We start from the raw sequence: 21,121 nt of genomic DNA, 5'->3' as shown, positions 1-21,121 counted from the left end.
AAAAGCAACCAAAGTACTTACGTGCGCCGCAATGGCTATCGACATGCCGGCGGACCGGATTCATCGATAACCGCTAATTGGCGTGCCCTACCAGGCGATACACCAACCGCACAGCCTCTTCCCGACTGGCGACCGCCTCATGGGGAATGCCAAACGCCTTGACGGCCGTGTCGGCCTGGCTCCGCACGGCGTCACGCCGCGCTTCATCCGGCTCGATGCTGACCATCGCCTTGCACACGCGAGCCAGTGGCCCCTTGTTGTGCTTGAGCCAGATGCCGCGGTGCTTGCGATCGTCGTGCGTCTCTTCGATACGCAGTTGATCGTAAACCACGACAAATGGCTCGCCATGTTCGAGCAATGCGACCATCTCGGCCTCCCACTGTTGGGCATAACCTGGCTGTACAGCGGCCTGGTTGAAGGCTACGTAGGGGAGCGCACGCACGTCATGAATGATGAAACCAGCCGGATCAAGGCTCATGGAATATCTCCTCGGAAATGAAGTACACGGGACAGCTACGGCCCCACCGTCACGGCTTGGCGAACGGGCCATGGGTTCTGCGGGGGAGAATCTCGGTTGAATCCCAAAGGCTCATCGGCGCGCCACCCGGCACCCAATGCCTTGTAGAGCGCAATGGCTCCCCGTACCTGGTTGCCTTGGCTCAACGTCAAGGCGTCACGTGCTTGATTGGCCGTACGCTGCGCAACAAGCACAGGTAGATAGGCGCTGAGGCCTGCACGAAAGAGCCGGGTTGTCCGATCGAGTGCAGCTTGGCTGTCCGTCACCGCCGCGACCAACGACGCCTGCCTTTGCCGTTCGCTGTTGAGCGACGTCAAGGCATCCTCGACGTCACGCAGTGCCAGTCGCACGTCGCGCTCATATGCCAGCCTCGCCGCCTGGGCTCGTGCCTGCGCCACCTTGACGCCAGCACGAGCGCGCCCGCCATCGTAAAGAGACTGGCTTGCCTGCAAGCCCGCCGACCAGGCAAGACTTGCACCGGAGAAAAGATCGTGTACAAGGCTGGCGGTCGTGCCAAAGCTTACGGGAATACTGAAGTGTGGCAGACGCTGCGCCTGGGCCACACCGATTCGCGCGGTCGCGCTAGCCAGGCGATGCTCATCGGCCAGCAAATCAGGGCGCTGGCCGATCATCTCAGAGGGTAGCGAGGAGGGAAGACCTGGAACCGTCATGACCGCCGCGTGTGGCGCAGTCAGTTTCTCGCGCAAGCTGGCCGGAAATCCGCCGACCAGCACGCCGATGGCATGACTCGAACGCAGCACATCGGCCTCCAGCAGCGGAGGCTGCGCCTGGGCGGCCTCGCGCTCGGCTCGTGCCTGGGCCAACTCCGCCGATGAGCCAAGGCCGCGTCGCCATGCACGCTCAGCCAGCGCTTCGCCCTCGCGCAGGTTGCGAATATTGTCATTGGCAATCAGCAGGCGCGCCTGCGCCGTGCGTAGCGCACTGTAATCGGTCGCAAGCTCGGCGAGCAGGCTCACCTGCAAGGCATGGCGGTCGGCCGCGAGTGCTGCGATATCGGCATCGGCTGCTTCAAGCTCACGTCGAGCACCCCCAAACATGTCCAGTTCCCAGCTGGCATCGAAGCCCGTTCGCCAGGTACTCGATTGCCCTATTCCCGGTGGCCAGTCCAGCATCTGGCTGGAACGCATGCTGTCACCTTCGCCACCGATAGAGACCGTAGGCCCCCATCGCGACGAGCTTTGTATCCGCTCGGCACGCGCCTGCTGCAAGCGCGCCAGTGCCATGCCGAGATCCTGGTTGTTGAGCAATGCCTGATCGATTAACCGATCAAGCAACGGATCGTTGAAAGCCCGCCACCACACTTGCAGTTGAGCGCGATCCATCCCTGCCCCCTGCCCGCCGGCCTCACTCCATGACGAAGGCAGATCAATGCGCGGCCGATGGTAATCAGGCCCCACCACCGTGCAACCGGACAGGTACAGCGCGGACATCCACGAAACACATGCGAACACTTGCATCCTGGCGATACGAATGAGAAGACGGCTCATGTTCGTGGCCTACATCCAGCGGTGCAGCAGCGCCACAAGGCGACCCTGTGGCACAGGGTCGTGCCCAGGTTGTCCTACTTCGATGCTGCATGTCATGCCCGCTGCAAGCACGATGTTGGCCGGTACTTCATCGATCTGGATACGCACGGGAATGCGCTGTGCCAGTCGGACCCAACTGAAGGTCGGCTCGACGTTGGGCAAGCCCAGGGCATCGGGCTGCTCATTGGTATCGGTGATGCCACGGCCGATGCTGGCCACATGCGCGTGCAAGGTTGTGTCAAAGCCCATCAGTCTCACCTGCGCCGGGGCGCCGGGTCGGATGCCATGCAACTTGGTCTCCTCGAAATAGCCGGTAATCCAGAAACTGTGCGCATCCAGCAGTGCGATATCCGCACGCCCTGCCAGCGCATAGTCACCACGGCGCAGGCGCAGGTGCGTCACGTAGCCGTCGACGGGTGCTCGCAACGTGGTGCGCCGCAGATCCAGTCGTGCCATATCCAGCGTAGCCTGCGCATGACGCTGCTCGGCCTGGGCCAGCGCAACGGCCTGGTTGGCACGATGAATATCCTCGCCAGGCACCAAGTCATCCATGCCCTTGCGGCGCTTTGCATCATCGCGTTTTTGTATCAATGTCGCGGTAGCACCGGCCAGTTGCGCCTCGGCTTGATCGACAGCGAGCTGATATCGCGATGGGTCGATGCGATAAAGCACGTCGCCGCGTTTGACATACTGATCGTCGTTCACGGGCACCTCGATCACGGTACCTGCAACCTCCGGAGCAATACGCACCACCTGTGCGCTGACTCGCCCATCGCGCGTCCATGGCGCAAGCACATAGGCGCGCCATAGCTCGGATACCAGCACGACTGCGGCAATCAAAGCGAGCAAAGTCAAGATCGCCTTGATGGCGGGCTTCAAGAAGGGCGCGATGCTAGACATAGAGAATCAGTACACAGACAAGGCAAAGGGAAATGGCGAACTCGAACAACGCCGGATGCCAGACCCAGCGCAGCACGCCACTGCGCGCGAGCACAGCACGCAGGCCAAGGAACAACGGCAGCGCAACGCAGGCATAGACAAAGAACGGCGGCAGGAAGATACCTGCCACGGATATTTCACGAAGCATGCTTTCGCCCCGGCAAAGAAACATAGTCGGCGCGCCTTTCGAGCAGCATGGCGATATCCGCCAGTACGGCAGCAGCACGATGGCGCTCGGCGGCAAGCCTGGGCCTTTCAACGGTGATGTCGCCAAGCTGCCGCACGGCACGACGCGCGTGTAGCGCGGCCCTGGCCGGCACATCTGCATGATGGGCCATGCCCCGCAATGCCATGACGACCGGCCTGGTCAATCGTGCAGACTCTGCCTGGCGCATCCATCGACGCAGTCGGAATACTTCACGTCCAAGATGGAGACTCGTCCATGCATCGCCAATCGCCTGATCCATCGCGTCAGGCGTTGCCTTGAGCAAGGCAACGAGCTGCACCACGCGATGCTGCTGGCGAAGTTGCCAGGCTCGCTCGTTCGAGCGCCTACCACGCACTACCGCGATGGCATCATCGCGAATATGCAGGCGCAAACGCGCGATGTCGCGAGCAACATCGCGCGGCAGCAATACGCGAAAACCCAGCAGCGCAAACAACGTAGCCGCAATCCAGGCCACCGACCAGTTCAGGAACAGTCCAAAGTTGTAATGCATGGGATTGGTCGCACCGGTCAAGGTGTTGAAACCCACCAGGTAAGCCAATCCCGCCAGACCATACTTGGGATGGCTGGTCGCCCAGATACCCGGCAACCAGAACAACCCAAGTACCGCCAGCAGGAGCGGCAGGCCAACGATATGCGGCAGTACCGCGAAGGCACATAATCCGGCCATGGGCACGCCGACCATCGAACCCTTCACGAATTGGACCGACCCGGCGACAGGATTACCCGAAGTCGCAAGCAACGAGCAGTAAGGCGCCAGCAAGAGCAGCATCATGTCGCCGTGCGGCCAGCCGGTGATGAACCAGAATGCCCCGGCCAGCACCAGGGTCAACATGGCGCGCAATCCGTTTTGCAACGCCGCAGCCGTATCTCGATGAAAGTAGACCGTGGGTGCGCTGCGCGGAAGCGCGCGTTGCAAGGTCGCCATGCCATGCAGCGCGGCCAGGTAATCATCCATTTGTTCCACCAGGCGATCGCCGGCCGTGAGCGCCGCCGCGTCCTGCGCGGTGTGATCCAACGCTAAGGCACCCAGCACAGCCACCAATCGTTCGCGAGCCTGTTGCAGCGTCTGCATCGCATACCCCAGCTCCGACGTGCCGCGCGCCAGGCATTGTTCGGTGTCATGCCATGCCTGCCTGAGTATCGGCTGCAGTTCGACAAGCGGCCCATTGGGGCCGACATGGGTAGACCACGGGAGAGCGCCACCTACCAGGGCTGCACACAGCGACGCCATCGCATGACGCACGGCCGTGGCTCGATGCGCCAGGTCGGGCGATTCCGCCTTGCCGAGCGCCAGCAAGTCGTCCATGCCGTAGAGCTCGGCCACTAGGCTACGCCGCGCGCGATCTCCTGGGGGTATACCGTCGTGAGTTGCAGCATGTTCCACGGCAAGACTGGCTGCCGTAGCAGCGGCCAGACGCCTTAGCATGCCTTCCAACTTGTCCTGCACATGGCGGCGGCCAGATAACGCAAACACCAACGCCATGCAGACCACGCCAATCAGCACAGTCGCACCACGCCCGACCACATGATCGAAGGTGAGCTGCGGGTGCTTGAGCGCGCCGAACGTCGCAAGACCGATCGTGTAACCGGCAACCACGCTACCGGAGGCGCGAAAATGGCGTAATAACGTCATGACAGCCACGCAGGCGCCGAGCCAGCATCCATAGGCAAGCAGGAACAACCAGGGTGTCTGTGCGAATGCAGCCATCAGCACGATGGCTGCCAGCATGCCTGCCAAGGTACCAAGTACGCGCCACGCACCCTTGCCAATCGCCGCTCCCTGGATGGGATGGATCACCAGCAGCACCGTCGTCGCCGCCGAATACGGCGTCTCAAGTTCAAGCAGATAAGCGACCGTCAGGGCCAGCCATGCAGCCATTGTGGCGCGCATGACGTAGATCGCTCGCGGCGAGGTGATATCCAGCCGGGCAAGTGCTCGGCCCATGCCCGGCACAAGCCGGGCCTTGATTGAAGCGATGCCGGTGGATGCCGGCGGCGCGGTTGTGGAACGCACAAATGGACCTTTCTACCCATGATGACCAGCATCACTGTAGGCAGCGCCATTCGTTGCGAAAAGTGACTTTATTGGAATCCATGATTGCGTCTGACGCACGCCTGATCGGGGCGTCGGCGACCCTCTTGGGGAGCCGCCACATGAATCATCGGCTACCTGTGTGCCGGACGGTCCTGCAACCCATAAGCGCATAGTTCCCGGATCGTGCGACGCAGCCATTGATGCGCAGGATCGCCCTGGAAGCGCGGATGCCAGGCCTGGGTGAGCAACACGGTTTCCAGGGGCACTGGCAGATCGAACAGGCGAATGCGCAATCCGGCAGCCAACGCATCACGCGCAAGATGCTCAGGCAAAGGCAATAGCAGATCGGAATCCTGCAACGCGAACAGCGCCGTGTATGGCGTGGACACGACCAATGGCACGTGTCGACGCAGTCCCAGCGATTCCAGCGCCGCATCGATTGGCCCCGACGACTTGCCTCGCCGCGACACACTGATATGTCCCCAGCGGGTAAGCTGCTCCGGCGTCATGTCGTCGGCGAAGATGGGGTGATCCTCGCGGGCTATGCCAACGAAAGTGCTGGTAAAAAGAGGCTGCACGCGGATTTCCGGCCCCAGCTTGCGCGATGCGCTGATGAACAGGTCGATGCGCCCGCTGCGCAGAGCCTCATCGTCTATATCATCCTGCTCGGGCGAGAAGCGCAACACCGCGCGCGGCATGCTCGCCGCCATCGCCTCCAACAACCGCCCCGAATGAAGCCCCACGAATACGTCGTTGGCGCGCACATTGAAGCGTCGCTCCAGCGACTTGAGATCGACGTCGACCGCTGGCGTAAGCACCTGGGTCGCCTGCTGCACGGCAAGCCGCACCTGGTCGCGCATGGCCAGCGCCCGCGGCGTGGGCACCAGCTTTCGCCCCGCCTGGACAAACACCGGATCACCCAATGCGTCCCGGATGCGCCCCAGCGTTCGACTCATGGCGGGAGGACTGAGATTCATGCGCCGCGCAGCACCGACCACGCTACCTTCTTCCAGCAATACATCCAGGGCAAGCAGCAGGTTGAGATCGGGATGCTCCATCGCGCGCCTCGCATTGATTGCGTGAAATGGAATCGTAATCTTCCCTATATGCCTTGCAAAGCAATTCCAGGACCGGCGGCTCGGCGACTCACCGGCCGCCGGTCACGTCCAGAAATGCGCCGGTAACAAAGGAAGCCTCGGGGCCTGCCAACCACAAAATCGCTTGCGCGACCTCCTCGGCCTGACCGCCTCGTCCCATGGGAACCGAATCTTTGACGCGGTCCACCCGGCCCGGCTCACCACCACTGGCGTGCATATCCGTATAGATATGCCCCGGACGCACACAGTTGACGCGTATCCCTTCGCGCGCCACCTCCTTGGCAAAACCCGTGGTGAACGTCTCCAGAGCGCCTTTTGATGCGGCGTAATCGATATATTCATTCGGGCTGCCAAGGCGAGCCGCGCCGGACGAAATATTGACTACCGAACCGCCTCGTCCGCCATGGCGATGAGACATGCGTTTGGCAGCCTGTTGCGCGCAAAGCATAGGACCGATCGCATTGACCGCGAAAATACGCTGCATGCGCTCGAACCCGAGATCCTCCAGACGCGACTGTTGCGCGAGAATCCCAGCATTGTTCACCAGCACGTCGATCCTCCCAAAATGCTGATCGATCACCGCGAACAACCGCTCAATCTGCACAGGATCGGCGCTATCGGCACGCACCGACAACGCTCGCCTGCCCGTCGCTTCAACGTTCGCCACAACAGCACGAGCAGACGATTCATCGGACACGTAGCTGAGCACCACATCGTATCCCTGCCTGGCGGCGAGCCGCGCCGTGGCGGCGCCGATGCCACGACTTCCACCCGTCACAAGCATCAAAGGCGTCGGCGATGACGTATTCAATGTGCAAATCTCCAATAAGCGTGAGTGGCGAGCGCCACGTTCGTGACGCAGGAGTATCCCAGTCCTGGACGACAGGAACACATCGACCTTGGAAATGACCGACATCGACGGGAGACGCTACATGCGAGCAATGCTCGCGCCTGCGTTGGCTCGCTGCCTTGGTACGACATCATCTTACCTGGCTTGCCCGCCAGATATCAGGCACTTGCTGGTGATCGACCAGAATCATATAGAGCCCCATGCGAAGGGCCCTTTGCGCATTCGATCTGCCCAGGGGCGACGATGAACTTACGCCCCTCGCTGCAACGTGCTCGCATCGGTAAGCATCCTGGCCCACTGAGCCACCGACTACCGGGGACGTAGAAGCATCTCGCAAGCATTTGATCAACGCACTCAGCTATCTATCTACAGCCACACTCGAAGTCTTCCAGACATCAAGCGCCAAGGCGATCAGCATTTGGTGGCGATCTTCTATCGATTTGGCATTCCACACCGGGAAGGCCCTCAGCTTCTGGTTTATTCTGGAGATTGAAGTATTCTGTCCGACATGAGTCAATTCAACCAGGCTACGGGTCAAATAATTGGCACTCTTGCGATATTCAACCTTTTTTGCGGCATAGAAATCGTTACTTGCCACGATATTGATGGGCTTTTCCAGCAACGTCAGATTCCCCAATCGACTTTTGTAATCGACATACGAGGCACCTGGATTCTCGGCGTTCCATGCATCGCGCAACTCAGCCGACGGGGTATCCGGGAGGATATGCTCAATATCCAGCTTGCTGAATAACTCGAGGCTTACTGACGCTTTCGAACCGTTGAATTGCGTTTCGACGTATTGCGTTAACTTAGCGAGCAAGTACCGGCTTCGATACTGTTGCATCGAGTACAGCGTAAAACGCCGTAAAGCATCTACCAACTCCTGCGACTTCCCTGCCATGTTGGTAGCAAAGCGATCATTAATGAAGGCGTTCAGCTGATTTTTTTGCATGGCGGGATCCGCCTCCCCCACTATCCCTCTCAACTCATCCGACCATAGTGAGAAGTTGCGTTCTAGATCCTTGGTCGGCGTCTTGGTAAAAATGTAGTAGAAGAGAAAGCTTTCCAACTGCGACACGAAGTGATCGAACAAAGGTTTAGGTAATCCCGAAGCGGCCAGAAGCAAAACATAGTGCAAACTGAACGCACCACCTGTCAGCCGTTTGAGATTATCCATCGCGAGATTGGGCTTGCCGTCGTTCCCCAGGCCAGCGGCAAACGCCAGATAATGATCGACATTACGAATAACCTTGCGGACAAATTCGAATGGCTTGCCTGCGTAGTCACATAGTGCGGCATTCCCTTTGTCCTTGAACCAGTCGTAGATTTCATCCTCACGCACCACCGCGTCACCTCTTTCATTCTTGATGACATAGTTAGCCATCAGGAAATAACGCAAGAAACGCAGCGGCTTTTCCTTGGCTTTCTCCAGTGGCTTGGTGATTTTTTTCCACTCATCCTTGAGCTGATTGAATTGCAACTGCTGCACCTGCGTGAAGAGCAGATTTTTCAGTAGATCCATCGGATTGAGGCCGACACCTCTCTCATTGATGGTTTCGAAGATCTTCAAGGCACTACTGACATCCGTTGAGATCTGGATAAAAACCACGTTATTGGCCAAATAGCCCCAATATTTCTTTAGCCTGGCAGGACTTTCGTAGTTGTCTTGAAGATAGCGATACACCGTACCATAGGCGCTGATCAGGTTCTCAAGCGACCCAAAACTGGCAATCCCTGAGGATTGAATGCCGGCTCTTACCGCTTGTGGATCGGCGTCGAGTTCAACCAGTTTGCCGATGACTTCGCCGGCATTTTCATAGCGAGGCTCAAGTTTAAGGCTTGTTCGCGTCTCACCCTCCGCATCCGTATAGCTTGTCGAGATAAGACCAGCGACTGTTTGCCACTGCGATTCCCCCCGAAACATATGCTTCAACGCACATAGCAGCAGGAAAAACGTCGTCAAACGTTGCTGACCATCGATGACTTCGTAATGACTCTTCTGGCCGATCGGTGATACAAGCACGGTGCCGATGAAGTATTCCCGTGTTGTCCCCGTATCGATCTGCTCGTTGATATCCTCAAGCAGCTGCTGAACCTCCTTGTCTTTCCACACATACTCACGCTGGTAGTCCGGCACGATATAAAAGCACTCACGGAAGGCCTCTTCAATGGTGTACTTGTGGTTCTCGATGCGAGCCATGCCAATATCAATCCTGTTTTGTCTGTCTATGCTGCGATCTTGGCCATTCCATAGAACGAGCCAATAGCGATGCTCAGGACCCATGCTACTCAGTCTCAAAGGACGTCCGGGATCGAAACACCGCACGCCCCAGCGTCACCGCAGTAGCTTTTATGGCCTTGGCATTTGAATCAATGCCTAGCATAAATGTAAATAACCGGATTGCGTTATAGCCGCCATTCCCGCAAAAGCCAAACGTCCTGGTATACCTCGCACGCCGTTTGTCAGTATTGACATGGAATCGCCATGCGAACCCGTGACGCCTGGCTGCCGTCACGACGATCGCTTTAGTTTGTCGCCCCGGTAGACGCCAGGGCGAACTTAGCAAACAAATCGAATCTTGGATTCAAATCAATAAGTTACGACAATCACGCAGTCAAATCCCCTGCCCACCCGACACCTCGATGCGTTGCGCATTCACCCAGCGATTGTCCTCGGACAACAGGCCGGCGATCATTGGACCGATATCGTCCACCACGCCAACGCGGCCCAGGGCGGTCATGCCTGCGAAGAATTGATTAAACTCCGGGGTATCACGTACGGCCCCGCCGAAGAAATCGGTCTCGATGGCGCCTGGCGCCACCGCATTGACCGCGATCTTGCGATGACCGAACTCCTTGGCCATGTAAACGGTGAGCACTTCGATCGCGCCCTTGACGGCGGCATAGGCTGACCAACCCTCTGCCGATACTCGCGTCAGACCGGTGGAAAGATTGACGATGCGCCCGCCATCGGCCAGCAGTGGCAGCAGCTTCTGCGTGAGAAAGAACACGCCTTTGAAGTGCACGTCGACCAGCTTGTCGAATGCTGCCTCAGTCATATCGGCAATAGGCGCCACCTCGCCATGACCGGCGTTATTGACCAGATGGTCGAAGCTGTCGCGTGCCCACACTTGGTTCAACACGGATTCCAATCGTTCGGCGAAGGTGGCAAACGTGGATACGTCGGCGGTATTCAGCGGCAAGGCAACCGCCTTGCGACCCAACTTCTGAATGTCGGCGACGACCGACATGGCATCCGCTTCGCGGCTTTGATAGGTGATGATGACGTCGCCCCCCTTACGGGCGATGGAATGGGCTGTGGCGCGGCCAAGGCCACGACTGGAGCCGGTGACGAGGGAAATCGTGCTCATGGACAACTCCTTGCGGATGGAAACAGGCGTCCATTCTGGTGCGTGGGATCTGGGCGACCTTTGCCTGAATCTCGTCATTGCTGGCCTTTTTCTCCAAAGTTGATATCCATACGCGCTTGAACCTTCTACGATGAACAGGTGGAAAAATCGTGATATCCAGCCATGAACGACACATTGCTTGACGCGGTACGTCGCTACGCCGAGGCCTATGCCGGCTCCGACGGAATGGCACAAACCCCCATCCCGGGCCTGACGACCATTCGGGCTACCACGCCAAGCGCCATCGACTATGCGATCTCGCGTCCGCTCGCATGCCTCGTCTTACAGGGAGGCAAGCGGGTGACGATGGGCAAGGAGACATTCGATTTCAGTGCGGGAGACTCACTGCTGATTACGGCCGACGTGCCCACGGTCAGCCAGATCACACGGGCCAGCGCGGGCGAGCCGTACTTCTCCCTGGTGCTGGATCTGGACCAGATCGCCATCGCGGATCTCGCCGCCGAAATGAAGCTTGGGCCCGTGTTGCAAGGCTCCCCTGTGCGTGTGGAACCATCCGACACCGAAGTGGCCGATGCTGCGCTGCGCCTGATGCGTCTGGTCGAGCGCCCCTCTGCACTGCCCGTGCTTCAAGCACCGCTGATCCGTGAAATGCACTACTGGCTGCTGGTCGGCAAGCACGGCCCGGTCATTCGCCAGCTTGGCTGGCCGGAGTGCCATGCCCAGCGCGTGGCACGCGCAGTTGCCTTGCTGCGCACCGAGTTCGCGCATTCGCTCCCGATCGAACGCCTGGCGGCGGCAGCCGGCATGAGCGCTTCTTCGTTTTACCAGCATTTCCGCGCACTGACATCACTGTCACCCCTGCAATTCCAGAAGCAGTTGCGCCTCATCGAGGCCCGCCGGCTGATGACCTCGGAAGGCAGTTCCGCCAGCAGCGCCGCTTTTGCCGTAGGCTACGAAAGCGTGCAGCAATTCACGCGTGAATACCGGCGAATGTTCGGCCTGCCACCGGGCAAGGATGCGAACGCAGCGCGAGGAACTATCGGCACCAAGGCTCAGGGCGCTTTCTGAAAGGCATCGGTCAACGCGCGGTCAGCACTCTGAGTCGAGCGAGCGAATCCTTCACGATCTGGGCGTAGTCACCCTGCTCCGATTCGCTGACCCATTGCAGAAAGGCAATTCGGAAAACGACGATGCCGGCCTCGGCGGCAAGGCTGGCATCCGACTCGTCCGCGCCTCGCGCGCGCAGGGCCTGTGCCAATGCCGATGCCAGTGTGGCCATCTTGATCAGTTCGCGCTCACGTAGTTCCGTATTGGCCAGGATTACCGAGCTGCGCAAGCGCGCGAACGGACGCAGCGCCTCCTCGAAGAAACTGCCAGCGCTGATCAAGGCGGCCTCGATGGCCTCGGCAACCGAGGCGTCGGATGGCGCCTGGGTCAACGCATTGACCATGATCTGTTGAAGCCGCTCGGAGCCGTTGAAGAGCACTTCGCGCTTGTCGGTGAAGTAACGAAAAAACGTGCGCGATGTCAGCCCCGCGCGTTCGGCGATGGCTGCCACCGTGGTCTGCTCGTAGCCAATCTCCCCGAACAATTCCAGCGCCGCGGCACGGAAGCGGCTCTCAGCATCGGGTTCCCAACGACCCATGGCATCTCTCAGTGTGTTGACACAAAGTGACATCATAAGTCTATACTGATGTCACACAATGACATCACTGGAGTCACCATGCGTATTCTCGTCACCGGCGCCTCAGGCTGGATCGGCTCAGCCAGCGCCAGGGAACTCATCTCCGCAGGGCACCACGTACTGGGTCTGGCACGAAACGACGAGTCGGCGGCCAAGATCGCCAAACTCGGCGCCGAGGTCGTGCGCGGCAGCCTGGACGACCTCGCCAGCCTGCGCAGCGCCGTCGCGCAGGCCGAAGGCGTGGTGCACATGGGCTATAACCATGATTTTTCGCAGATGGCTGCGGCGGCTCAGACCGACCGCGCGGCGATCGACGTATTCGCCGAGGCGCTGCAAGGCACGGGCGGCCCGTTGATGATCGCCTCCGGCACGGTCGGCCTTGCGCCCGGTCGCGTAGGTACCGAACAGGACATGCCACAAGCTGGCATCCATCCGCGAGCCGCCAACGCGGCCTATACGCTGGGCCTGGCCGATCGCGGCATTCGCTCGATGGTGATGCGTTTTGCCCCCACCGTGCACGGCGCCGGTGGCGATCATGGCTTTGTGGCCGCGCTGGCCCGCATCGCGCGCGAAAAAGGCGTGTCGGCCTATATCGGCGAAGGCCGCAACCGCTGGCCGGCCGTGAATCGCCTCGATGCCGGCAAGCTGGTGCAACTGGCAATCGAAAGCGCCGCACCGGGTAGCGTGCTGCACGCCATCGACGAAGAAGGCATCGCCACGCGCGACATCGCCGCGGCACTGGGGCAATTCCTTGGTGTGACGGTCGAATCGATACCCGCCGAACAGGGACAAGCCCACTTTGGCTGGATGAACATGTTCTTCAGTGCCGATGCCCCGGCGTCCAGCGCCATCACCCGCGCGCAACTGGATTGGACGCCCACGCATGCGACGCTAATGGAAGACATCGCCGCCGGACACTACCCGGGAAACTGACCGCGTGAGAAGGCCCGCATGGCGCGGGCCTTCCTCGCCCGGGCCACCATCAAGCCTCGTAACAGATATCGTATGCAGCCCCTGCCCGCCTGATTCGCGCAAAACCGAGTTCGCCCAGGTGCATCCCTGCGATCAGCAGTTCATCCGTGCTCACCACGTCCAGCAATCGCGATCGAGTGGATGCGGCAAGCACTGGATCCTGGTCGAATGCAATGGATACCTCAGGGCGAGCTACCTGGATCTGCGGAAAGTGCACGATGTCGCCCCAGACCAGCACGCTATGCCCTTGCGACTCGATTCGATAACCACAGTGACCCGCCGTGTGACCCGGCAATGGCATGGCCGCGATGCCCGGCAACACATCGTGCCCGCAGAATAGCCGCGTTCTGTCTCGATACTTTTCGAACACGTTCCGGGCAAACAGGAAATTTCCACGCGCACGCTCGCTTGCGCGACCGAGATGGCCGTCATCTTCCCAGAACGCAACCTCCCGCTTATGCACGATCAACTCGGCCTGTGGAAAGGTGGCGTCTCCCGATGCATCGACCAGTCCGCCGATATGGTCGGGATGCGCATGCGTCAGCACAATCGTATCGATGTCGGCAGGCTGCACGCCCGCGAGGGCAAGATTGGCGATCAAACGGCCGCCCCATTGCTTGAACCCTCCAGCTCCCGCATCGATCAGGATCGTGCGGTCACGACCACGAACCAGATAGCTGTTGATGTGGATCGATGAAGGGTCGCTTACGCCAGCCTCCTGCTGCATGCGGTATGCCTGGGCCGGATCGATCGGGGCAAGCAGATTCAGGCTTGCGGAAAGATAGCCATCGCTGATCGCCGTGATCGAGAAGTCGCCTATCTGCTGGCTTGGAAATATCAGATCTTTCATCATCGCAATGCCCTGATGATCAATGGCGAGCATGGATCGCTGATGCCGCATAGCCGAAGCAGCGTATGCGTGCGACCAGCCCCGTATCGCTCTGTATGGCGTTGTCGAGTTCTTCCATGAAGGCATCCATGATGGCAGGTGTTCTCGACGGCTCAAGGCGATACCTGATTTCCGCAAATACCCGATGCCCACGTCCATGCCTGACCGGAACATAGATGATGTGCACATTGCCAAGGGCAGCCTTGAGGATATCCAGGCATAGCTGGGTGCAACGGGCCGTAAGCCGCGCGAGCGCCTCGTCGGATGGCATCGTATCGGACGGAATGAACATCGTCAGGTTAGGCATGACGGTTTTGCCATGACATAGCCGACTCCGCGCTGCCACTCACCAGTTGTGCGGTCATCGGCTCGTAGAGGTGAATGCCCCCCGGCAGCGATATCGCCTCCGGCGAGATGGGACCGTCCCACTTCCCCAGCCACCGATGCTCGGGGAACTTCTCCATGGCTACGGCGTGCATCGAATGAGCCACCAATCCCATATCGGCAAGGGGCTCGGGGCCAATCGCACTGATGACCAGATATTGGCCTGGTCCCACCGCCGGTGCACGATCAAGGCCGCCATAAAGATTGCGATGCCAATCGGTGATGTATTGCTGCCAGCGCGCAAAATTTCCGCCGCCCTTGCGCCGATATTCCTCTCCCTGCAACACGTCCAGACCGTCGATCGAATGCATGGCGAGGTAGACCGGACACCCGGCATTGATGGCCTTGAAGCGCTGCGAGGTGTGGAATCCAGTGACCGATATGAGCGCTGGCAATTTCTCAAAGCTATAAAAGTCGTTCCACTGTGCTTCGCTGGCAGGATCGGTAAAGCTGCATTCGACGGTATAGATCATCGGGTTTCTCACGATGGAAGGGACGCTTCCGATCTCCTCAAGTTGATATTCCCTCATGATAGGTGTCCGATATACGCAGAAAAATCGATTTTTCGGTATCCTTCCTTGACAAAAAATCAAGGTGAGCGGTAGCAAGCCCGAGCCAGACAATCATGCGTCGCAAAATCCCCAGTAACTCCGCCCTGATGGCATTCGAGGCCGCGGCCCGCCACGGCAGTTTCGCCCGCGCCGCGGACGAACTTTCCCTGACTGAAGGAGCCATCAGCCGCCAGATCGGCAGGTTGGAAGGGTTCTTAGGCGTCACACTGTTCGAGCGAGTCGGAAATCGCGTTCGCTTGCTTGCGCATGGAGAACGCTACGCTACCCAAGTCCGCGAGCTGCTAGACCGGCTGGATCGGGACAGCCAGTATCTGATGGGGCAACCCAACGACAGCGCCAGTCTCGACATTGCGATTGTTCCGACGTTCGCGATGCGATGGCTCATTCCACGCCTGCCTGAGTTTCAACGCAGGCATCCCCACATCACCTTGCACCTGGCCGAACGCCTGGAACCCTTCGTCCTGGCAGGGAGTGGTTTCGATGCCGCCATCCATTTCGAGCACCCGGCATGGGCCGGCATGCACACGCATCATCTATTGAATGAAGTGCTGGTGCCGGTGTGCCATCCCGGACTTCTCAAGAAAGGCAGAAAGGCCATGTCGCTGGACGCCCTGCCACGGCTTCATCGCCGGCAAAACCCCGATGCATGGCCGCGTTACGCCCAGGAAACCGGCCTGGCGCTGACCAACCCGGCCATGGGCGCACGCTACGACCTCCACGCGATGCTGATCGAAGCCGCCTTGGCGGGCCTGGGCGTCGCCCTGGTGCCACGCGTCTACGTCGAAACCGAACTGGCGCAAGGCCGACTGGCTGCTCCCTGGCCTGAGGGCAAGACCATTTCCAAGGCATTCTGCCTCGTCCTGCCCGAGCCCATGGGTTTAAGCCGTGAACCTATTCAGGCATTCACCCGGTGGCTGCTGGAAGCGGCAAAGAATTGAACATCAAGATCAACGAGGAAATGCTGGAAGCCTTACCTTGTCGAGCACGGGCTCGATGAGGCCCAGGAATGATGCAAAGGAAGGCCTCGAAGCAACCCTCGCATGAAACCTGAAAACGTTCGGATACGGTGACAGGTCGAACTTGAAATAGGGTCGCCGTCCGATCATGACGAACAGGTAGGCATCGGCCACGGTAAAGCGCTCGCCCGTCAAATAAGGCAGATCCGCGAGATGTTGCTCGATGTAACTTAGTCTGCGATGAAGGTTCTGCCTGCGAATATCCTTGGCAGCCTCGGGCATGAGCGGATGAAAGAGTAGCCCGATGGTCTTGTGCACATCCGATCCCACGTAGCTCAACCACTCCAGGACGCGATAACGCGCCATGCTCCCCGCCTCCGGCAACAAGCCTGATTCCGGTGCACGGTCGGCGATGTATTGCAAGATGACGCCTATCTCGGTCAGCCATTCTCCCAAATCCAACCTGAGTGCAGGCACGGCATTTTTAGGGCTGACGCTGACCCATGCCTTTCCATCGTCGATAAGCACATGCGGCTGCGCGTAGATGTCGACAAACCGGATCTCATGCCTGGCACAGTCGTTCGCGATGAGCGAAGCCACCTTCAGGCGCCGGCTCGCCGATCAGGGGCAGTCATTCCATGACATCCTGATCGATGTGCGCATGACCACCGCCCTGAGGTTGTTGCAGATCAACGATCGCCCGGTCGCCGACATTGCCTATCAGGTAGGCTACGAATCAGCCTCCCGCTTCTCGGTACGCTTCAAGAAGCGCTTTGGCTTCTCGCCAACAGCCGTCAGGGGTATGCCGGTTTCGCTTGAGTCGTAGCTGGTTTTCTCCATGCCAGCCAACTCGGCGTCATGCATGGCATATTCGCTGGGAGACACTCCGAAGGCCTTGCGGAACGCGGTGCTGAATGCCGGGCCAGAACCATAGCCGACCGCCAAAGCCACCTGACCCACTGGCATGTGCGACGTACGGATATGGTCGGCAGCAACGGCCATGCGCCATTGGTTGAGATAGGCCATCGGCGTCGTGCCTACAAGCGCCTTGAAACACTCGGCAAAGAGTGTGCGAGACATGCCGGCCTGCCTTGCCAGGGCTTGCAGTGTCCAAGACTGCTCAGGAGATGCATGCATGGCGGCAAACGCCTTGACCATTCGCTTGTCAGACAGTGCAGCCAGCCAACCTGTCGGACGTTGTACTTGACTGTTCACGTAGAGCCTGAGCGCGAAGATCAACATCATCTGATTCAGATGATCGACAACCAGCCGTCCGCCCGGCTGCGGGGTTTCCAGTTCTCGCCATAGTCCCTTGAGCGCCGAGCCCAGCGCTTCGCGCTGACCGGGGTCTCGCACCACAACGAGCGGCGCAAGCGCGCTGGAAAAAAGACGCTCATACACATCATCCAGATGAAAGTGCGCGCCGATAAGCACACAGGCACCGCCTCCGTTCACCGTCAAAATACGATCATGCGAAAACATCGACGGTGCCGAAGTCGAACGCCCCGAGGGTTCCGCCGCACTTGCCATCCGGAAAGGCCTCCCGGTTGCCAGCAGCAGGCAATCGTCGCGAGTCAGGTGCACGGGGGCATCGAGGCCTTCCACCATGATCCAGCACTCGCCCCGACTGATGGCATAACAGCGCACACCGCGAAAAGCCGGGCATTGCATTTGCCAATCGCCACCCAAATCAACAACGCCCGAACCCTGTCTGCGGGGCTTGAGCAGCGAAAGGATGTCTGAAAGAGGATCGACCATTTCCGGACGCCTGCGAAGCATATGCGAACTCTACGATATTTTCCGTTCGCCCTCCTGACTCTATCGTATGCCCCATCCACTGCCGTACCCCAAACCCAGGCAGCGCATGGCCAGGAGATATCCCTATGAACCACCCGATGCTTGAGCTGCCTGCCGGCGCCATCCATCTCTCGCTTGACCGCAAAGGCAGTGGCAGACCATTGCTTCTTTTGCACGGCGGTGCCGGCCCGGATTCGATGCGTCCCATGTTCAATGCGCTCAACGGATTCGAACTGATTTTGCCAACGCACCCGGGCTTCGACGCGACCGAGCACCCCTCCTGGATGCGGACGATCGCGGACCTGGCGGACTGCTACATCGAGCTGCTGAATGTGCTGAAGCTTCGGGACGTGATCGTAGTGGGTAACTCGGTAGGCGGCTGGATTGCTGCGGAAATGGCCATCCGACAATCATCAGCGGTAGCTGGCATCGTGCTGATCAACGCTGTCGGGCTCAAACCAGACGATAGTACCGGGCCAATCATGGATCCAAGATCCCTGCCGCCTGAGGAACTGATCAAGTTCTCATTCGCCAACCCCGCCAGGGTTCCACTACCCAGCCCAGAGGCCGCCGCGCGAAGGCAAGCCAATCAGCGCGAGTTGATGTCGTACGCCGGGGAACCTTTCATGCATGATCCAACGCTTGCCGCGCGGCTCTCGAGTATTGCGGTACCGTCATGCGTGTTATGGGGACATCATGATCGTATCGTCACTGCGGCCTATGGCCGCGACTATGCGCGACACATATCGGGCACCCTGTTCAAGTTGATCGAGGACGCCGGCCACCTGCCCCAGGTCGAGCAACCCGAACGGACCGCCGAAGCAGTCCAGGACTTTTGTGCCTCCCTGGCTGGAACCGTGTCGCCCGCCATGGGCCACAAGCAACCTCAAAGCTAAGAAACCCGACTGCATGCAGCCTTGCGGCTGCATGCGACATATCCATGGCGGACATTCCCGAGCTCGAAAGTCATGCCCGCACAGGTTCTGGATTCATCGGGGAATCTCTAAAAATCCGCCCTATCCATCTTGCCGACGCATGCCGAAGCATAAGTGACCTGGCGTCGATGGAGCTAGAGACGCTAGATTCCGGTTTACGCCGGAACGACCATTTCGACGCGAGGTTTTCCGGCATTCCCATCAGTCGATATGTTGCCTCAAGAAGCTTTCGATAACCGTCGCCAAATACGGCGGACATTCCTCCATCGGGTAATGGCCGCAGTTGGGAATGACCTGTAGTTGCGCATTGGGGTGCCACGCGAGAAACGTACGCTCCATGGCCGAGGCATCAAGTCCTGGGTCCTTGTCACCAACAAGCACCAGGAATGGCGTCTCAAGGCCTCGAACCTCATCGACAAAATTTGCCGTGACAAGCATGTCCAGGTATTTGATCCGGCAAGCGGATGCTACCGTTTCGCGATTTTGCCTTATCTTGCGATCGATCCACGTATCGCACAGACCGCCGGTGACAAATTTGAACAATCGCGCGAGGGCTTCATTGTCTTGCATCGCGCTTTCAAAAAAAGTCCGGGCCTCCGGGCTCAAGCGATTACCGGCAGCGGATACAGGACACACCGCGATCGCACTCTTGACGCGCAACGGCGCATCGGCCGCGATGCGTTGCGTCATCATGCCGGTCATGGAATGGCCTATCACGTGGAAATCAGTCCATCCAAGATGGTCGGCAAGCCGCAGGCAATCACTGGCGACCTCCCTCACCGTAAATTCGCCGGTCAAGCCTGCGGATTGCCCATAGCCTCGCAAGTCAACGAAAGCGTAAGTAAAGGCGCCGCCGTCCAGGTAAGGCATGAGGGTATCGTAGCTGGAGTGATCCCCCAGCCAATCGTGCAAGACGAGTACGTGATCGGGGCCTTGGCCATGGAGCACGTAGCCCAACGTGGTGCCTGATCCGCAGACAGTTCCAATGAATGCTTTCATGGCGTGGTTCCTTTTTTGCTGAGGGAACCAAAACAAAACGCCCTCCCGGCGAACCGGGAGGGCGTTTTGAAAGCGAGTTCATTCTATCAATCGCTCAAGGCATAGGCAACAGACGAGCAAGCGAGCAAATCCATCATCAGCTTGCTATGCATATGTTATTCGTACGGCCCCGCATTCCTCATCTAGATAAAGTCCCAAAAAGGGCATATGGATGTCCGTCAGCCTAAGGTCGTCTAAACAACAGGTCGCGTCGCCACGGGGTAATCCGTATAGCCCTCGGCATCGCCGCCGAACAAATGCTTCGAATCGAGGATGGCCAACGGCACGTTGTTGAGTAAGCGCGCCGGCAGATCTGGATTGGCAACAAAAGGGCGACCGAAGCCGATCAGATCGGCCCAGCCATCACGTAACGCCGCTTCGGCACGTTCCAGGGTGTATTTTCCCGCATAAATAAGCGCCCCGCTGTAAATCAGCCTCAGCGCTTCCTTGAAGGCCACAGGCATCTCGGGGGCATCTTCCCAATCGGCCTCGGCAATGTGTAGATATGCCACACCGAGGCGATCGAGCATGCTGGCCGCTCCTAGATAAGTGGCCTGTGGCGTGTCATCCACCGCGCCTTGCAGCGTGGTGAGAGGAGCCAGTCGAACACCGACACGCCCTGAACCGATCACCGCAATCACCGCTTCGGTGACTTCTCCAAGGAAGCGCAGCCTGTTGGGTAACGAACCGCCATAACCATCGCTGCGGTTGTTGGCCTGGGAATCGATGAACTGGTTGATGAGATAACCATTGGCAGCATGTAATTCCACGCCATCGAAACCGGCTTTTATGGCGTTGCGGGCGGCGGTGGCGAAATCGTTGACCACGTCGCCGATTTCCGATTCGGAAAGCGCTCGCGGCATCGAGTGTTGCACCATGTCGCCGACTCCCCCTTGAGGCCCCTTTCCGTGGGGATCGATAAACACCCTGACGCCATGGGCGATCAACGATGAAGACGATACGGGCGCAGCGCAGCCCGGTTGCAGCGAAACATGGGAAATACGCCCGACATGCCAAAGTTGGGCGAAGATATGCCCGCCGGCGGCATGGACGGCATCGGTCACACCACGCCAGCCGGCCACTTGCGCGGCGGAATGAATGCCCGGCGTCCACGCATAGCCCTGGCCTTGCTGGCTGATCTGGGTTCCCTCGCTGACGATCAGGCCGGCCGATGCACGTTGAGCATAGTACTGCGCCATCAATGCAGTGGGCACATTGCCAGCTCCAGCTCGCGAGCGGGTCATCGGCGGCATGACGATGCGGTTGGGTAGTTCAAGGCCGGCCAAATGAAACGGGGTGAACAGCATCA

The 21,121-nt window shown here is 59.3% G+C and carries 22 protein-coding genes; 5 read left to right on the top strand and 17 right to left on the bottom strand.

Annotated elements, in window-relative coordinates; all coding sequences use genetic code 11:
- Window positions 1-73: 73 nt before the first annotated feature.
- The 9 genes from VF436_RS07765 to VF436_RS07725 all read right to left on the bottom strand — a co-directional run bounded on the left by VF436_RS07765 (window position 74) and on the right by VF436_RS07725 (window position 10,585).
- A complete protein-coding gene (locus VF436_RS07765; protein WP_330903428.1) occupies window positions 74-478 on the bottom strand; it encodes a hypothetical protein in 405 nt (134 codons plus the stop codon).
- Between the two features lie 35 nt (window positions 479-513).
- Entirely contained in the window at window positions 514-2,025 is a 1,512-nt protein-coding gene (locus VF436_RS07760) for an efflux transporter outer membrane subunit (RefSeq protein ID WP_330903427.1), read from the bottom strand.
- Between the two features lie 9 nt (window positions 2,026-2,034).
- Complete coding sequence (locus tag VF436_RS07755; protein ID WP_330903426.1) at window positions 2,035-2,919, bottom strand: efflux RND transporter periplasmic adaptor subunit; 885 nt, start codon at window positions 2,917-2,919, stop codon at window positions 2,035-2,037.
- Between the two features lie 37 nt (window positions 2,920-2,956).
- Window positions 2,957-3,151 (bottom strand): DUF1656 domain-containing protein, encoded by a 195-nt coding sequence (locus VF436_RS07750; protein ID WP_330903425.1) that lies wholly within the window; start codon window positions 3,149-3,151, stop codon window positions 2,957-2,959.
- Window positions 3,141-5,246, bottom strand: coding sequence for an FUSC family protein (locus tag VF436_RS07745; RefSeq protein WP_330903424.1), 2,106 nt, complete (start codon window positions 5,244-5,246; stop codon window positions 3,141-3,143). The genes VF436_RS07750 and VF436_RS07745 overlap by 11 nt, the downstream gene beginning before the upstream one ends.
- Before the next feature lie 152 nt (window positions 5,247-5,398).
- A complete protein-coding gene (locus VF436_RS07740; RefSeq protein WP_330903423.1) occupies window positions 5,399-6,325 on the bottom strand; it encodes a LysR family transcriptional regulator in 927 nt (308 codons plus the stop codon).
- Window positions 6,326-6,413: 88 nt separating this feature from the next.
- The gene (locus VF436_RS07735) at window positions 6,414-7,148 is read right to left on the bottom strand and encodes an SDR family oxidoreductase (RefSeq protein WP_330903435.1); all 735 of its coding nucleotides are present in this window, start codon (window positions 7,146-7,148) and stop codon (window positions 6,414-6,416) included.
- A 424-nt stretch (window positions 7,149-7,572) separates the two neighbouring features.
- Window positions 7,573-9,414, bottom strand: coding sequence for a DUF262 domain-containing protein (locus VF436_RS07730; protein WP_330903422.1), 1,842 nt, complete (start codon window positions 9,412-9,414; stop codon window positions 7,573-7,575).
- A gap of 415 nt (window positions 9,415-9,829) precedes the next feature.
- The gene (locus VF436_RS07725) at window positions 9,830-10,585 is read right to left on the bottom strand and encodes an SDR family NAD(P)-dependent oxidoreductase (protein WP_343215405.1); all 756 of its coding nucleotides are present in this window, start codon (window positions 10,583-10,585) and stop codon (window positions 9,830-9,832) included.
- Window positions 10,586-10,747: 162 nt separating this feature from the next.
- On the opposite strand from VF436_RS07725, the gene VF436_RS07720 reads away from it, so the two are divergent.
- Window positions 10,748-11,653, top strand: a complete 906-nt coding sequence (locus VF436_RS07720) for an AraC family transcriptional regulator (protein WP_330903421.1) — start codon at window positions 10,748-10,750, stop codon at window positions 11,651-11,653.
- A gap of 10 nt (window positions 11,654-11,663) precedes the next feature.
- On the opposite strand, the gene VF436_RS07715 is transcribed toward VF436_RS07720, so the two are convergent.
- Window positions 11,664-12,230, bottom strand: coding sequence for a TetR family transcriptional regulator (locus tag VF436_RS07715; RefSeq protein ID WP_330903420.1), 567 nt, complete (start codon window positions 12,228-12,230; stop codon window positions 11,664-11,666).
- Between the two features lie 78 nt (window positions 12,231-12,308).
- Here VF436_RS07715 and VF436_RS07710 point away from each other — a divergent pair, with 78 nt between their 5' ends.
- Entirely contained in the window at window positions 12,309-13,202 is an 894-nt protein-coding gene (locus VF436_RS07710) for an SDR family oxidoreductase (protein ID WP_330903419.1), read from the top strand.
- A gap of 49 nt (window positions 13,203-13,251) precedes the next feature.
- Here VF436_RS07710 and VF436_RS07705 read toward each other — a convergent pair whose 3' ends face one another.
- Genes VF436_RS07705 through VF436_RS07695 form a run of 3 tightly spaced genes read right to left on the bottom strand, consistent with a single transcriptional unit; the run spans window position 13,252 to window position 15,122 of the window.
- Entirely contained in the window at window positions 13,252-14,124 is an 873-nt protein-coding gene (locus VF436_RS07705; protein WP_330903418.1) for an MBL fold metallo-hydrolase, read from the bottom strand.
- Window positions 14,111-14,437, bottom strand: a complete 327-nt coding sequence (locus VF436_RS07700) for a hypothetical protein (protein WP_330903417.1) — start codon at window positions 14,435-14,437, stop codon at window positions 14,111-14,113. Before VF436_RS07700 ends, VF436_RS07705 begins: the two co-directional genes overlap by 14 nt.
- On the bottom strand, window positions 14,430-15,122 hold the full coding sequence (locus VF436_RS07695) for a hypothetical protein (RefSeq protein ID WP_330903416.1): 693 nt from the start codon (window positions 15,120-15,122) through the stop codon (window positions 14,430-14,432). Before VF436_RS07695 ends, VF436_RS07700 begins: the two co-directional genes overlap by 8 nt.
- Before the next feature lie 17 nt (window positions 15,123-15,139).
- Between VF436_RS07695 and VF436_RS07690 the strand changes: the two genes are divergently transcribed.
- The gene (locus VF436_RS07690) at window positions 15,140-16,024 is read left to right on the top strand and encodes a LysR substrate-binding domain-containing protein (protein WP_330903415.1); all 885 of its coding nucleotides are present in this window, start codon (window positions 15,140-15,142) and stop codon (window positions 16,022-16,024) included.
- 9 nt (window positions 16,025-16,033) lie between these two features.
- Here VF436_RS07690 and VF436_RS07685 read toward each other — a convergent pair whose 3' ends face one another.
- Window positions 16,034-16,642, bottom strand: coding sequence for a glutathione S-transferase family protein (locus VF436_RS07685; protein WP_330903414.1), 609 nt, complete (start codon window positions 16,640-16,642; stop codon window positions 16,034-16,036).
- Here VF436_RS07685 and VF436_RS21685 point away from each other — a divergent pair.
- Window positions 16,587-16,868, top strand: a complete 282-nt coding sequence (locus VF436_RS21685; protein ID WP_414649825.1) for a helix-turn-helix transcriptional regulator — start codon at window positions 16,587-16,589, stop codon at window positions 16,866-16,868. The genes VF436_RS07685 and VF436_RS21685 overlap by 56 nt on opposite strands.
- On the opposite strand, the gene VF436_RS07680 is transcribed toward VF436_RS21685, so the two are convergent.
- Window positions 16,772-17,800, bottom strand: coding sequence for an AraC family transcriptional regulator (locus VF436_RS07680; RefSeq protein WP_330903433.1), 1,029 nt, complete (start codon window positions 17,798-17,800; stop codon window positions 16,772-16,774). The genes VF436_RS21685 and VF436_RS07680 overlap by 97 nt on opposite strands.
- Window positions 17,801-17,925: 125 nt before the next feature.
- On the opposite strand from VF436_RS07680, the gene VF436_RS07675 reads away from it, so the two are divergent.
- On the top strand, window positions 17,926-18,735 hold the full coding sequence (locus VF436_RS07675) for an alpha/beta hydrolase (protein WP_330903413.1): 810 nt from the start codon (window positions 17,926-17,928) through the stop codon (window positions 18,733-18,735).
- A 240-nt stretch (window positions 18,736-18,975) separates the two neighbouring features.
- Here the strand turns inward: VF436_RS07675 and VF436_RS07670 are convergent, their stop codons facing one another.
- Window positions 18,976-19,644, bottom strand: a complete 669-nt coding sequence (locus tag VF436_RS07670) for an alpha/beta hydrolase (protein WP_330903432.1) — start codon at window positions 19,642-19,644, stop codon at window positions 18,976-18,978.
- Window positions 19,645-20,006: 362 nt separating this feature from the next.
- Window positions 20,007-21,119, bottom strand: a complete 1,113-nt coding sequence (locus VF436_RS07665) for an alkene reductase (RefSeq protein WP_330903431.1) — start codon at window positions 21,117-21,119, stop codon at window positions 20,007-20,009.
- Between the last annotated feature and the right edge of the window lie 2 nt (window positions 21,120-21,121).

It is taken from the genome of Dyella sp., from assembly GCF_036384435.1.
Classification (GTDB): domain Bacteria; phylum Pseudomonadota; class Gammaproteobacteria; order Xanthomonadales; family Rhodanobacteraceae; genus GSA-30.
This window is presented reverse-complemented; position numbering and strand designations above follow the sequence as displayed.